The organism is Treponema sp. UBA3813 (assembly GCA_002368605.1).
In the GTDB taxonomy this organism is placed as follows: domain Bacteria; phylum Spirochaetota; class Spirochaetia; order Treponematales; family Treponemataceae; genus Treponema_D.
Genome location: DFEB01000019.1, coordinates 21,305 through 35,053, shown reverse-complemented (window position 1 = coordinate 35,053; position 13,749 = coordinate 21,305). Strand labels below are relative to the sequence as shown.

At 45.6% G+C, this 13,749-nt stretch carries 12 protein-coding genes, 1 tRNA gene and 1 other RNA gene; 5 read left to right on the top strand and 9 right to left on the bottom strand.

Annotated elements, in window-relative coordinates:
- Positions 1–113 precede the first annotated feature (113 nt).
- The 3 genes from B2089_RS02215 to ffs all read left to right on the top strand — a co-directional run bounded on the left by B2089_RS02215 (position 114) and on the right by ffs (position 1,213).
- Positions 114–188: transfer RNA gene (locus tag B2089_RS02215), tRNA-Arg, on the top strand.
- A 159-nt stretch (positions 189–347) separates the two neighbouring features.
- Complete coding sequence (locus tag B2089_RS02210; protein ID WP_296322246.1) at positions 348–1,100, top strand: DNA/RNA non-specific endonuclease; 753 nt, start codon at positions 348–350, stop codon at positions 1,098–1,100.
- Positions 1,101–1,118: 18 nt separating this feature from the next.
- Positions 1,119–1,213: signal recognition particle sRNA small type (gene ffs / locus B2089_RS02205), an RNA gene on the top strand.
- Between the two features lie 20 nt (positions 1,214–1,233).
- Here ffs and B2089_RS02200 read toward each other — a convergent pair.
- On the bottom strand, positions 1,234–2,499 hold the full coding sequence (locus tag B2089_RS02200) for a M48 family metallopeptidase (RefSeq protein ID WP_296322242.1): 1,266 nt from the start codon (positions 2,497–2,499) through the stop codon (positions 1,234–1,236).
- A gap of 165 nt (positions 2,500–2,664) precedes the next feature.
- On the bottom strand, positions 2,665–2,859 hold the full coding sequence (locus B2089_RS02195; protein WP_296322239.1) for a hypothetical protein: 195 nt from the start codon (positions 2,857–2,859) through the stop codon (positions 2,665–2,667).
- Between the two features lie 146 nt (positions 2,860–3,005).
- On the opposite strand from B2089_RS02195, the gene B2089_RS02190 reads away from it, so the two are divergent.
- Together B2089_RS02190 and B2089_RS02185 are read left to right on the top strand one after the other, a co-directional pair.
- On the top strand, positions 3,006–4,367 hold the full coding sequence (locus tag B2089_RS02190) for a PFL family protein (RefSeq protein WP_296322237.1): 1,362 nt from the start codon (positions 3,006–3,008) through the stop codon (positions 4,365–4,367).
- Positions 4,368–4,463: 96 nt separating this feature from the next.
- The gene (locus B2089_RS02185; protein ID WP_296322234.1) at positions 4,464–5,816 is read left to right on the top strand and encodes an MATE family efflux transporter; all 1,353 of its coding nucleotides are present in this window, start codon (positions 4,464–4,466) and stop codon (positions 5,814–5,816) included.
- Here the strand turns inward: B2089_RS02185 and B2089_RS02180 are convergent.
- The 7 genes from B2089_RS02180 to B2089_RS02150 all read right to left on the bottom strand — a co-directional run bounded on the left by B2089_RS02180 (position 5,809) and on the right by B2089_RS02150 (position 13,743).
- Positions 5,809–7,587 carry a GGDEF domain-containing protein gene (locus B2089_RS02180; RefSeq protein ID WP_296322229.1) on the bottom strand — a complete coding sequence of 593 codons (1,779 nt, stop codon included), beginning with the start codon at positions 7,585–7,587 and terminating at the stop codon, positions 5,809–5,811. The genes B2089_RS02185 and B2089_RS02180 overlap by 8 nt on opposite strands.
- A gap of 158 nt (positions 7,588–7,745) precedes the next feature.
- A complete protein-coding gene (locus B2089_RS02175) occupies positions 7,746–9,584 on the bottom strand; it encodes a YgiQ family radical SAM protein (RefSeq protein ID WP_414717854.1) in 1,839 nt (612 codons plus the stop codon).
- Positions 9,585–9,633: 49 nt separating this feature from the next.
- Positions 9,634–9,870 carry a NifU family protein gene (locus B2089_RS02170; protein WP_296322226.1) on the bottom strand — a complete coding sequence of 79 codons (237 nt, stop codon included), beginning with the start codon at positions 9,868–9,870 and terminating at the stop codon, positions 9,634–9,636.
- Positions 9,871–9,962: 92 nt separating this feature from the next.
- Positions 9,963–10,556, bottom strand: a complete 594-nt coding sequence (locus B2089_RS02165; RefSeq protein ID WP_296322223.1) for a TetR/AcrR family transcriptional regulator — start codon at positions 10,554–10,556, stop codon at positions 9,963–9,965.
- Positions 10,547–11,791, bottom strand: a complete 1,245-nt coding sequence (locus B2089_RS02160; RefSeq protein ID WP_296322220.1) for a THUMP domain-containing class I SAM-dependent RNA methyltransferase — start codon at positions 11,789–11,791, stop codon at positions 10,547–10,549. Before B2089_RS02160 ends, B2089_RS02165 begins: the two co-directional genes overlap by 10 nt.
- Before the next feature lie 65 nt (positions 11,792–11,856).
- Entirely contained in the window at positions 11,857–12,885 is a 1,029-nt protein-coding gene (locus B2089_RS02155; protein ID WP_296322218.1) for a hypothetical protein, read from the bottom strand.
- A 111-nt stretch (positions 12,886–12,996) separates the two neighbouring features.
- Positions 12,997–13,743 carry an RluA family pseudouridine synthase gene (locus tag B2089_RS02150; RefSeq protein WP_296322215.1) on the bottom strand — a complete coding sequence of 249 codons (747 nt, stop codon included), beginning with the start codon at positions 13,741–13,743 and terminating at the stop codon, positions 12,997–12,999.
- Positions 13,744–13,749: the final 6 nt, after the last annotated feature.

Genomic DNA, 13,749 nt, shown 5'->3' with positions numbered 1-13,749 from the left:
GTGGTAGAGCGGTAATACAACGGATTGCTAATCCGTCAGTTCCTTATCGGGCTGGGCAGGTTCAACTCCTGTCGCCTCCGTAAAGAACAAGCACTCTTCCAAGTCTTGTTTATGAGATTGTAGCTCAGTTGGATTAGAGCGCCACCCTGCGGAGGTGGAGGTCGCACGTTCGAATCGTGTCAGTCTCACGATAAAGGTCAGTTCTAGCTGGCCTTTTTTTATATCATGTTTCTTTCCTGCAAAATGCCGTAATAATCCAAACAAAAAAAATAATTATAAAATTCCGTTGTTTTTTATTGGAAAATTTCAAAAATAGCTGTAAAATTCAAAAAAAAGAGGGGTAAAAAATGAGAAAGTTTATTTTTCTGTTGTTATTGGCAACACCGATTTTTGCGCAGAATATTGGAGCTCCAATTTACGAAGGAAAAAATTTGTATACAATCGAAAATACTGCATACAAATTAGGTTTTGCTGAAAATTACGGAATTCCGATTTGGGAAATGCACGCACTGCAACCGCAAATGCTTTCTGGAGAAGGTTCAACGGTGAAGCCTGAATGGAAGGTAGATTCTCGTGTAAAAGGTTTTCGTATTGCACAAAAGGATATCGAAGGGCAAAAACTGGAGCCTGTTCAGCTTTTTCCAAAAACGCATGCAATGCACGATGCTTCGGTTCAAGAAACATCATTCTACACATCTAACCTTGTGTTCATGAACAAACCGCTTAAAGACACAATTTGGGAAAAAATTACATATTCTTTTGAGCTGCTTGCAAAAAAATACGGCACTGTTTATCTGTATTCTGGTGCAATTTTTGAAAAAGACGCACTTAAACTGAAATATGCTTTTAATAATCGCATCGCTATTCCTACCTATTTTTACCGAATGATTCTTTACTTTGATAATGGAAAGCCTGTTTATAAGTGCTACCGAATTGCAAATCGAATTCCTACTGACTATGAGCGCAACTGTGACATCGAGGAGTTTGCGTATAATCTCTATCAGCTTGAGGCCGACACAAATATTGATTTCTTTGATCGTGATGTCGATTCAAATTTCCGACAAGATAAAATGAAATATCTTGAAAAGCGCGTGAAATAATGATAGAGTAGACGCATTGGTCAGGCGCCAGCAAATTCTTTCTTCAAAACCGAGTCAGGGCGGAAGCAGCAGCTCTATGAAGATTAGAATTGTGCATGGTCTCCCTGACCTTTTTTTATTTTAAATCCTGATTTTACTTTCTGAGCGCGGCAATGCGTTCGAGCAGTGGCGGGTGGTTATAATTGAAGAGACTGTAGATTTTCGGAACTTGAATTTCGCTCAGGTTTTCTTTGTTGAGTTTAATGAGAGCCGTACAAAGAGGCTCGCCAGTTCCGCAGATTTTTTTTGCAAAGGCATCCGCCTGAAATTCATCGCGGCGACTGAAAAAATTCATAATCGGGCTGAGTAAAATTCCCCATTCACCAAATACGAGGCTCAGCAAAAAAACTCCGATGAACATAATTTGATAAGGCACTGGTTCTTCTGCAAAAAATCCGAATCCCGCATAGAGAGCGGGCATTTTCACCAAATGGGAAATGATAAAAAGGACGATGAAGACAGCCGGAATCATAAAGAGCATTTTTTTGAGAATATGGTGATGTTTGTAGTGTCCCAGCTCATGGCCAAGCACGGCTTCAATTTCTTCGGATGTAAGCTGTTTGATGAGAGTGTCATAAAGAACGACTCGTTTTGATTTTCCGAAGCCAGTGAAGTAGGCGTTTGAGTGTCCGGAGCGGCGGGAAGCGTCCATTACGAAAAGTCCGCTGGCCTTAAAGCCGCATTTTTTGAGGAGTTCTTCTAATCGCGTTTTGAGTTCGCCGTCTTCAAGGGGAGTGAATTTATTGAAAATCGGTGCGATGAAAATAGGATAGATGATGGAAATTCCAAGAGAGAAAACAAAATAGACGCAGCCCAGCAAAATCCACCACCAGTCAGAGGCATATTTGAAGAGACCAATCATAGCGAGCAAAAGCGGAGTCAGGATGATTAAATTTATAAAAAAGCCCTTGATTTCGTCTGCAACCCACATGCTGAATGTCATGTTGCTGAAACCGAAGTGTTTTTCGATTCCGAATTCTGAATAAAGCGCAAAGGGCATAGAAAGAAAGGCGCCGGGAATTCCGCCAAGAATCAAGAAGAGCATTGCCACGAAAAATGAATTGCTTGTCCATGACATAATCCACTCAAAAAGCGCAGGGTAGAATCCGCAAAAAACAAGGTATAGAGAAAGCATGACTTCGAGAATAATGCTAGGAATCCAGAGATTATATTTTGCGTCTTCGTAACGGCATGTTTTGTCAAGTGTTTGCAAATCAACTTGGGCTGAAAGGATTTCTGGAACTTCGCGTCCGTGCTTTTTGCGGAAAGAAAAATCGATTCGCTCAAGAATCATGTCTAAAATGAAAGAAAAAGCAGTGCCAGCAAGAAAAATAAGAACGAAAATATTAGAAAAAACCATGGGAAAGACTATAACACTTTTGAAGAAAATAAAAAAGGAGCATGGGTTATCGGGGCGTTGCGGGGCAGAAGACAAAAAAATACCCCGCAGAGGGGGTAGGCGAAAATGGATAAGCAGCTATGCTGCGTTACATTGTAGCCGAGGGGGAGACTTCCCCCCTTTATGTTATTTTCCGAAAATCAAAGATACGAGCTTTCCGATTGGGTCAAAATCAAGAAGGAGCAAATCAACTGCAATGAAAACTGCGAAACCGACTACCGCGATGAGCAAAAGAACACCGATTCCGACAAGCATTTGAACTGCGATTGGGAGAGAATCGAATTTTGATTCACCTTTTTTTGCAACTGTATTTGAAGCCATAATATACCTCTGTAAAAAATAAAATCAACCTCTATTATATTAAAGGGAAAATTGTTTGCCGTCAACTGAAAAAATCGTCTAAAACCGACCTTTATTTGAACATTAAGCTATTTTATAGTAGGATATTTAAAGTTTTTGGAGGATTTATGCTCTTTACACCTGTTGAGATTCAAGAAACGGTAAATATGTTTTTGCGCCACAAATTGGATGTGCGCTGTATCACTATGGGGATTTCTCTTTTGGATTGCGCGGATTCGGATTCAAAAAAAGCCAACCGGAAGATTTACGATAAAATCATGAAAAAGGCGGGAAATCTCGTCAAAGTCGGGCAGGATATCGAAAAGGAGCTTGGCGTTCCCATTATCAATAAGCGCGTTTCTGTTACGCCTATTGCTCTTGTTGCGGGAGCCAGCGAGGCTAAATCTTATGTCGAATATTGCAAAACCCTTGATAAATGCGCTCAGGAGCTGGGAATCAACTTTATCGGCGGATTTTCGGCTCTCGTGCAAAAGGGAATCACGCCCGCAGACCGCATTTTGATTGACTCCATTCCAGAGGCTTTGGCAACGACGGATTTTGTCTGTTCCAGCGTCAATGTGGGAAGCACAAAAAGCGGAATCAACATGGACGCGGTAAAGCTCATGGGTGAGACTATTAAAAAGACCAGTGAGGCCAGCAAGGACTGCGCGGTAAACGGCTGCTCAAAGCTGGTCGTTTTCTGCAACGCGCCGGAGGATAATCCCTTTATGGCCGGTGCCTTCCACGGACCGGGTGAGGCTGACAGCGTAATCAATGTTGGAGTATCAGGACCTGGGGTAATTTTGGCGGCGGCAAGGGATTACAAGGGAAAGCCCATTAACGAGCTTGCAGAAGGTATCAAAAAGATGGCATTTAAAATCACCCGCTTGGGTCAGCTGGTCGGAGCAGAGGCGGCTTCCCGGCTTGGCGTTGATTTTGGTATTTTGGATTTGTCTCTGGCCCCGACTCCTGCCGTTGGTGACAGTGTTGCCCGAATCCTTGAGGAAATCGGTTTGGAGGGAGCGGGCTGTCCTGGAACCACGGCGGCTCTGGCAATGCTCACTGATATGGTCAAAAAAGGCGGCGTAATGGCCTCAACGAGCGTCGGCGGTCTTTCTGGTGCATTTATTCCTGTTTCAGAAGACGAGGGCATGATTAACGCAGTCAAGCAGGGCTCAATCTGCCTTGAAAAACTTGAGGCTATGACTACGGTTTGTTCTGTTGGTCTTGATATGATTGCGATTCCGGGAGACACGCCTGCAACTACGATTTCGGGCATTATGGCCGATGAATTTGCCATCGGTATGGTGAACAATAAAACGACGGCGGTGCGTTTGATTCCGGCTCCAGGCAAAAAAGCCGGCGACTGGATTGAGTTTGGCGGACTTTTGGGCGGTTGTCCTGTCATGCCGGTAAGTAAATTCAGTTGCGCGGACTTCATCAACCGTGGCGGACGCATTCCGGCTCCGATTCATTCTTTCAGGAATTAGCGAACCGAAAATCCATCCGTGGATTTTCGGATTCGTACGAGAATTTTCTAACGAAAATTCTCTCTTTACTCTTACCCTACATCCTGTAGGGCTTTTATGAACAAACATTTGTTGAATGGTTTTTACAAAACGCTTTTCTCTATTGCGATTCCGATAATTTTGCAAAATCTTTTGCAGACTTTCGTGAACATGATGGACACGATTATGGTTGGCCGGTTGGGTTCTGTGCCTATTGCGGCAGTGGGGCTTGGCAATCAGATTTTCTTCATGCTGAACATGGTCGTCTTCGGAGTCTCTTCGGGCTGCTCGATTTTTATAGCTCAGTTTTGGGGAGCGCAAAATATTTCCGGCATCCGAAAGACATTCGGCTTTATGCTTCTAGTCTGCTTTTTCGTTTCCATTGTCTTTCTGGCTGGCGGCGCGCTAATTCCAGAAAAGCTCCTGCGATTTTACACAGAAGATAAGGCGGTTCTAAAAGAAGGCGCCCGTTATCTCAGGCTTGTCGCTTTCTGCTATCCCATGCTGGCGATTTCTTTTTCCTGTCAGATGGCTTTCCGAAGCACGGAGCATGTAGTTCTTCCTATGGTCACGACGGCTATTTCATTTGTGATGAATGTGAGCCTGAATGCGATTTTTATTTTTGGCTGTCAACCTTTGGGAATCCCCCGCATGGGCATTCTCGGTGCTGCTTTGGCCACCGTAATTTCCCGTGCCGTGGAGATGATTATCACCCTAGCCGTAGGAATCACTAGAAAATTTGAGGCAATGGGAAAAATCCGGGAATTGCTTGGCTTTGACCTTGCCTTTATTAAAAAGCTCGCTTTTGTCGGAATCCCGGTTTTGCTTTCAGAAACTCTCTGGGGCTTCGGTATTACCACGCAGAATTCTATTTTTGCTCACGCAGGCACAGATTCTTTTGCCGCATTCAGCATTATGAATACGGTGAGTCAGTTGACCTGGGTCTTTTTTATCGGCATGGGAAACGCAGCTTCCGTTATTTTGGGAAAGAAAATCGGCGCTGGCGAGGAAGAGGGCGCGCGGGCTTACACTCACCGTTTTTGCTGGTTCTTCCCCTTGATGGGAGCGATTATTGGCTTGTTGCTTTTCCCTATTTCTCGTATTTTGCCATCGATTTTTAATGTTGAGCCGCATATTATCGCCATTACTCAGTCAATGCTCTTTGTACTTATGGGAATGTATCCTTTCCGTGCCTTTAACATGCTGATTATCGTGGGCGTTTGCCGTTCTGGTGGCGACACGATTTTCGCTTCGATTATCGATAACGGCTGGATGTGGCTGATTGCGATTCCTCTGGGCTGCCTTGCGACTTTTGTGTGGCGCCAGCCTGCCTGGGTGATTTTATTTTGCCTTGAAAGCGAGCAGGTTCTTAAAACGATTTGCGGAGTCTGGCGCGTAAAAAGCGGAAAATGGCTTCATAATATTACATAAAAAGGACACGGAGTTTTGACTCTGGAAGCAGATTGAGAGCCGCACCCACCATGATACAGCAATTCGTTTCGTATTCTGCCCACATTGCGCCTTCTTTGAGTCGGTCAAATGTGATGAGACCGAGAATGCGCTCCGGGGTGCCGAGAATGCACTGAATCGAGGATTTTACGCCACGATTGTCGAGAATCTTTCCGAAATCTTTTGCAGATTCTTTAAGTTCTGTTGTGAAATCAACTTTAACGAAAGATTTTCCTTCAAGCGCGCGTGTGAATTCTTCTGAATAGACATAACGCGCATCAGAGAGATTATCGGGGCGCTGGCCGAAAGCGTGCATTCTTGCCATAGCTTCACCGTAATATATGTTGATTGAATCAAGATTGTATGTTTTGAGCATGTGTTCGAGAACGGTGATAATTGCCGGTTTTGACTGTGCACCGAGATTGAGCAGGAAGTCTGACATGCTTTTGAGTTCTTTTACTTCGCGCACATCATATTTGATTCCTTCAGTTTTTGATTCGCTTGCCTTTTTGTAAAGTTCGCCGTGCAAATCATCACGGAAGAAAACATAACGGTCGCGTCCTTTGTCTTTGGCACGATATAGGCAGAAATCGGCTTTCTTGAAAAGCTCATCGAAAGAAGGACCGTCTTTTGGATAGAAGGCAGAGCCTATGGAAGCCGTAACTTTTATGTCTGTGAACATGTCTTCAAAAGTAGAGCGAATGTCGTTGTTTATAGTGCGGAAAATGCTACGGAATTTGGATTCGTCCATGTCTTCGAGAATAATAAGGAATTCGTCTCCACCATAGCGACCGACCACACCATTATCACCGATAAGTTCCTTGAGAATGAGGCCTGCTTTTTCGAGGACTTTATCGCCTGCCAAGTGACCGTAAGCGTCGTTTACAGGCTTGAAGTGGTCAAGGTCAACGATTGCAAGGACGGCATTTTCTTTTGTGCCAGGAACGAATCGTTTTTCGGCATAATTTGTGATGGCTTTTTTGTTGTAGACTCCGGTTAGGGCATCGAGTTTGAGTTCCTGAAGAATTTCATTTGACTTTTCGGCCTGTTCAATCATTACTTCAGGAAGAATTCGACCAACCATGTAAACAGAGCCGTTGTTTTCTAAGCGTTCGGCCTTAAAACACATTCTCTCAAAAACTGAGTGACCTGCGCGCAATGAGCAGTTAATCGTTAGTGAGAATGAATCCTTGCATTGTTTTAGCTCGGACATTTTTTCGTTAAAGAGGTGAATGTCATTTTCGGCAATCAAAGAATTTGAAATGACATCCTCGCACCAAGAGTCCAAGTCCTGCTCATAGACGGTTGTTTTTTTGTTTTGAATGAAGTTGTCGATTTTTATGATATTCGTGCTCTGCTCATACAAGAAGAGATATTCGTTTGTAAGGGAAAGAGCCGTGGAAATCTTTTTTTCGTAAAAAATCGCATCTTTTATGAAAAGAAGGGCAACAGTTGGGTCAATTATGCGCACTACAAGGCATGGTTTGTTGTTGTAAAAGTCTTCTTTGGCAGAGACCAGATTGTGCAGAATTTCGCCATTGATTTTTTTGAACTTAAAGACTCGGAATTCAGCCTGTGAGTTGCTGGTTCTTATGAATTTGGTAAATTTTTCTTGTTGCTCTGGAACGACAATGTCGGCAATATTTTCGTAGAGAAATCCGACTTTTTCAAAATAGCTGTAGAATTCTGTGTTGCGGTCGAGTATTTTTAAGTCGTTGTTTATATATGCGATTTTAACTTCAAGGCTTTTCATAAAAGCTTGGCTCCACCGTAGTGAAATATTTTATTATTATATACGAAATTAGAATTTTTTTAAAGAGAATTTTGGGGCGGTCGAGCGGGCTTTTCGCCGTTCCGCTACCGCTCCATTCCTTCGCTTTGCTTCGGAACGCTGGGGCGCGGCTACAATCCCTACCGCAAAAGCACTTTTATCAAATCTCTTCTTCCGGCTTTTTCAAGGGCTTCTTTTACCAAAGGCCAGTTTTCCCGCCGGTTGAATTGGAGGAGTGCGCGCTGCAAGCGGCGTTCGTGTGCTCCCCTGGCAACATAGACTTTCTCAAATTCACCGTTTTCAAGGCGGTTCCGCGGATTTAAGCCAGTCCAGTACATGCAGGTGGAAAGGCTTCCCGGCGTGGGGTAAAAATCCTGCACCTGGTCTGGCACGAAGCCTGTTTTTTTGAGGTAAAGGGCGACTTCGATTGCCTCTGAAAGTCCTGCCCCAGGATGGGAGCAGATGTAATAGGGCACGAGATATTGTTTTTTGCCCAACTTTTTGTTCCATTCGGCATACTCGGCGGCGAATTTTTCGTAAAGCTCGTGATTGCTTTTCCGCATGAGGCGAAGGACTTTGTTGCTCACATGCTCCGGCGCGACTTTCAGCTGGCCTGAAATGTGATGCTCGACCAGTTCCTTAAAGAATGATTTGTCCTTGTCCATCATCAGGTAATCAAATCGGATTCCAGAGCGGATAAAGACTTTTTTGACTTTTGGAAGGGCGCGGAGTTTCCGCAGCAATTCCACATATTCGGTGTGAGTGACATTCACATTTTTACAGGGGTTTGTTCCCATGCAATCCTTGTTTGGGCAGGCTCCCCGCTCTTTCTGGAACTTACAGGCATCGTGTCGGAAATTCGCCGTGGGACCGCCCACATCATGAATGTAGCCCTTGAAGTCGGGATTTTCGGTGATGACTTTCGCTTCTTTTATAAGGCTTTCGTGGCTCCGAGCCTGAATGCGCCTTCCCTGATGAAAAGTTATGGCGCAGAAAGAGCATGCTCCGAAACAACCCCTGGAGCTTACAAGGCTGAACTGGACTTCCGAAAGGGCGGGAATTCCAGTCTTGCCGTTTTCGGCGGGCGCGTCGTACATGGGATGCCATCGCCTTGTAAAGGGAAGCTCATAAATGGCGTCGAATTCCTGAGTGGTGAGGGGGAGGGAGGCCGGCTCCTGCACGATAAAGCGGGCATCAACCGGCTCAATCAGACGATGGCCGTTAATGGCGTCGGTGTTCTGCTCCTGCACGAGATAGCTTTCGGCGAATAGTTGCTTGCTTTCAGGTGTGTTTTTTGAGATTTCAGCATAGGAAGGAAGCATTATGGCAACGGATTCCCGTGTCGAACACGGGAATGACATCTTTTGTCCGACAATCTTTTCATCCCATCGCCGGTAATTCGGCAATTCATCCTGTTTACTCGTATACCAGACCGTTCCCCTCACGCCTCGAATGGCTTTGGCGGGAATTCCCTCTCGGAGTTTGGCCGCAATTTCCAAAATCGAGTGCTCGCCCATGCCGTACATGAGCAAATCTGCCTTTGAGTCAAGCAAGATTGAGCGGCGCACTGTGTTTGACCAGTAATCGTAATGGCTTGTCCGGCGCAAACTTGCCTCAATTCCGCCGATAAGGATATTCACGCCCTTGTAGGCTTCGCGGATTTTTGAAATGTAGGTGATTAAGGCCCTGTCCGGCCTGTGACCTGCCACTCCTCCGTGAGCGTAAACATCTTCGCTCCGAGGCTTGTTGTTGGCGGTGTAATTGGAGACCATGGAATCCATTGCCCCCGCACTCACCAGAAATCCTAGGCGAGGACGGCCAAATTTGCGGAATTCTTCCACATTCTTCCAGTCTGGCTGGGGCAAAATCGCCACAGTGTAGCCGTTGGCTTCCAAAAGGCGGCCAAGCAGGGCAGAGGCAAAAGATGCGTGGTCAACATAAGCGTCCCCTGAGACAAAAACAAAATCAACTTCGCTTATGCCACGGTGGAGAAGGTCTTCTTGTGAAACTGGAAGAAAGGAATTCGTTTTACTGTTCCTGAACGACTTCTGTGACTTCCGGGCAAGCGTCTTTTAAGTATCGCTCAACGCCCATTTTGAGAGTCATAAGTGCCATTGGGCAAGAGCCACAAGCTCCAGTGAGACGCAAGTGGACGCGGTTCTGCTCGTCGATTGAGACGAATTCCATATCGCCGCCGTCTGCCTGAAGCTGGGGGCGGAACATATCGAGGGCTTCCAAAACGGTTGCTTCTTGTTCTTTTGTCATAGATTTCTCCTAAAATTTCCGTCATTCTGAGTTCGGCTCAGAATCTCTTTATAAAGATAACCGAAATTTTGAGAAAAGGAAAGGAAAAAGCCTTATTTTAAAATGCCTTTGATTACTAAATCGATGCTGGCTTTGACTTCGCTCACATCTTTTTTGTTAAGAACGGCGATTTCAAAGATTGCTGACTCCACCAGAGAATAAAGCATATTGTTTATGGTTTTGACCGGCATTTTCTGGAATTCGCCCCGCTTTTGCCCCTCGATGATAATCATGCTGAGGAGATGCTTGATTCGGATTACGCGGCGGTTGACCCTGTCTTCGGCACTGACTCCGGTTTTCTGCAAATTGATGAGGTAGATTAGAAGGACATTGAAAAGCGGGCGGTTCTGCTCGCAGGTGTCGATGACCCAGTACATAAGCTGCCGCAGACACTCCTGGGCAGAAAGATTTTTGTCACCGAGGATTTCCATGAGGCGGGTTTCAAGCTCGCCTGTCATCTGCTTAATGCTCCATGTGAAGATTTCCCGCTTGTTTTTGAAGTAGATGTAGAGCGTGGTGCGGGTGATTCCGCATGCGTCGGCGATTTTTTGGAAAGTTACATCATCGTAGCCTTCGCGGGTAAAGAGTTCCAGCGATTTTTCAAGAATCTCGTGCTTTCGCTTGTCATGTTCGACGACTATCGCCATTCTTTTTTGCCTCGATTTGAAGAGAATTTATTTCGGGCTGGTTTTCGCTGTGAGCCTGCGTGATTTTTTGCCTTTTCGCTGCCGTTGTAGATGTAGAAAGTTGTGTCCAGATTTCCGGCTTTGAGGTCTTTAAGGGTGCTTGCGTAACGGGCGATACATTCCTGAAAATGCGTGTTGGCCGTGATTACGCCGATTTCCCAATTCGGAAAGTCCGTGAAGAGAGAAGCCATGCTGCGGTAAAGTTCTTTTGCCTGCTCTTCTTCGCCAAGCCGCTCACCGTAAGGAGGATTGCAGATAATGAGACCGCTTTCATAGGGAGCGTGCAAATCCTTGAAATCAGAGACTTCAAAATCAGGTCGCTCGATTCGCGCGTCGCTTCCAATCATCTGAAGGGCGCGGCCAGCCATGACACAGGCGTGCTCGGCGTTTGTTCTTGCCCTCTGGATTGCAGACGGGTCGATGTCGGTTCCCGTGATGCGGCATTCCACATCGGTGCGGATTTTTTCGGCCTCGGCACATTTGATTTCGCGGGCGCGGTTTGCGTTAAAAATAGGAAGATTTTCCAGAGCGAAGCGGCGGCCAAATCCCGGAGCCACATTGTGGGCGTAAAGACAGGCTTCGATTGGAAGTGTGCCAGAACCGCAGAAAGGGTCGTGAAGGGGAGTTTTTCGCCGCCAGAGCATGAGCTGCAGCATGACGGAAGCCGTTGTCTCGCGGATTGGGGCTACTCCGCCGTCTGTGCGGTAGCCTCGCTTGTGAAGGGGTAAGCCGCTTAAATCAAGGCAAATCTGAGCCTCATCTTCGGTGATGAATACGCGGACATCGCTTTCTTCGCCTGATTCTGGAAGAGAAGACATTCTCCATACATCGCCCAGTTTTTTGTAAATCGCTTTTTGCACGATTCCCTGAACGGCGTGTTCTGAATTCAATTTTGATTTGTAAGTCCTGACTTTATCAACAGTGACTTTTGAGTCTTTTTTGAGAAAATCCTGCCAGGCGACTGAATAAACGCCGTCAAAGAGCTGGTCAAAGTCTTCGGCATGGTAGCGGGCAAGCTCCAAGTAAACCCGGTCAGCCGTTCGCAAACAGAGATTTGCGCGGAAAAGGGCATCGTCATCGCCAATGAAGAAAACTCGGCCAGGGGCGTTTCCGTTGAGTTTGTAGCCGAGAAATTTGATTTCGTTTCCCAGAGTTTTTTCTGCGCCAACTGCGCACAATGCGACAAGATTATTCATGCCAACAGTCTACACTAAAATGACATTTTTGTCAAAAGTGTCATTCAAAACAAAAGTCCATCCGGCTATAGGATTTTAAATTTATAGGAAAGCGTAAGGTTGAAGTATTTTGCTCCGGCACCGCCATCAGCCTCAGATGATTCTTTGTAGGTGTTTGATGAGGCTTGCTTAAAGTAGTCTTTGCCTCGAAGCACGCGCATATAGAGATATTCAGCATTCAGTGATACTGAGTGTTTGGGAGTGATGTTGTATGTCGCGCCAAGATTCCATTTGAAAGCCGAAAAACTTCCTTTTGTTAAGTCAGCGTAGTCTATGTTTGTTGTAAGATGGCAATCATAAGAAACTGCATAAACATAAGGAGCAAAGAAAAAACCTGCCGTCACAGAAAAATGCAAGGGTAAATCAACGGAAAAATCACTTCCAAGCCAAAACAAAGAAAGTTCCCGCTGGTAAGTGATAACCCTTCCGGAAAATTCTTGGCTATACTGATTGGCCGTGTCATCATAGGCCGCATAGTATTCATAAAGGTCATAAAATTTCCTATTCCGGCCGAGTCCATACCACCCCTTGCCGTTTCTGCCAGTGAATTTTATGTTCTGGTAATCATAGGAAAGTGAAGGCTTTATTCCGAAAATCTCAAAAATACGAAACTCGTATCCGCCCTTGATATTGAAGTTTATGTCATAATCGAGATTATTGTCATGCTCGGAATAATGGGTCTTGTAATCATGTCCGGCTGCTTTTTTTGAAGATACGCCATGTGGCATAGACGACGTTTGTGCATTAAACCAGTCTGAATCCATCATCTGCCCGGTCTTACCGGAAACTCCGAATTTTAAGCCCGTTTCGACAAAAAATTGCTTCAAGCCGCCATGGATATTAAAGCCATAATACCACTCCGGCTGGATTTCCCAGTTCAGCTCGCTTAGTTTGTCATTGGAAAAGTTTGATTTTTTAAGGAACACATACTCGTCAATCTGACCGTATTTCATGCCGAAAAGGGGCTCCACGGAAAGGGAAAAATCATCCAAGGAGACTGCAAATGTTGAAAAAGAGAGAAATGCGAAAATCAGGACGGAAAGGCATTTTTTCATTAACCTAATTCTATCACTCATTCAGATTGATTTCCATAACCTCATAAAAATCACAGTACAAAGCCTTTGCCAGCGCGTTTATTACATCGCCCGCCGCCTTGTCACTTACTTTTATGCGAGGGGGTCAACGCCGAAAATGTTGCTCAGCTGCTTGCGGGTCGCTTCCATGTCCTTGGGATAGGGCGCGGTGAAGGTGATTTTTTCGCCGCTTTTTGGATGGGTGAGAGTGAGCTTGTAGGCGTGAAGGGCGAGGCGGCTCAAAAGAGGGCGTTCCTGGCTTTCGTCGCCGTTCCAGCGTTTTTTGATTTCAGAAAGAAGAACCGGGTGCTGGTTGCCTGAGTAAAGAGGGTCGCAGACGATGGAAATCCCCAAAGACTGCAAGTGGGCGCGGATTTGGTGAGTGCGGCCTGTGTGGGGGCGGGCTTCAATCCACGAGTAAGGGCCGCAATTCCCCAGATTTTTGAAGTCTGTGATGGCGACTTTTCCGTATTTTTGATTGAGCACCGTGCGGTGGCGGGCGTCTCCGTCAACCAAAAGCTTTGAATCCACTTTTTTGCTTTCCCACATTGGATGCCCTAAAACGAGGGCGTGATAGATTTTCGTGACTTCTCGGTTTTCAAACTGCATTGAAAGATTTTTGTGAGCCTCGGCGTTTTTCGCGTAAATGACGCAGCCTGAAGTATCCTTGTCGATTCGGTGGACTGCGAACAATTTGCCGAATTCTTTTGAGGCCTCAAGGTCGAGGCGGGGCGCGTCCTCATCGTAGCGGTCAGCTGCAATCAAAAGCCCGCTTCGCTTGTTGAGAACAACGATATCATCATCATTATAAATTACTGTGTAGTCTGGTGTTATTTTCATTTTAGT